General features: G+C 49.0%; 1 pseudogene. It reads right to left on the reverse strand.

Annotated features, from left to right (window positions below):
- Nucleotides 1-335, reverse strand: a pseudogene (locus ACTHSP_RS23190) (tRNA (guanosine(37)-N1)-methyltransferase TrmD); the annotation flags it as partial.

A 335-nucleotide genomic window follows, 5' to 3' on the forward strand; every position in this document is an offset into this window, starting at 1 on the left:
GCCAATGCTGATTTCTTCGTCCACACTGCTTTGCAGCAGTCTTTCATCTATGCCTTCATAGCGTCCGCATAGAAGAATAAGATGGGGCAGTTCGGCAAGTTCTGCGGCCTTTTTATGCGTCAGCGGCTGACCTTGCGGACTGAGATAAATTACTTTGGCAGGTTTTTGCGAGTTTGCTTTGGCTTCTTCAATTGCCGCTTGAAGCGGCGGCGCCATCATAATCATTCCCGGACCACCTCCGAAGGGGCGGTCATCAACATAGCCAAGTTTGTTGTCGGCAAATTTTCGGGGATTGATGGCTTGAAACTGCCAAAGATTTTGTTTTCTTGCTCTGC

It is taken from the genome of Neisseria sp. P0001.S005, from assembly GCF_051963715.1.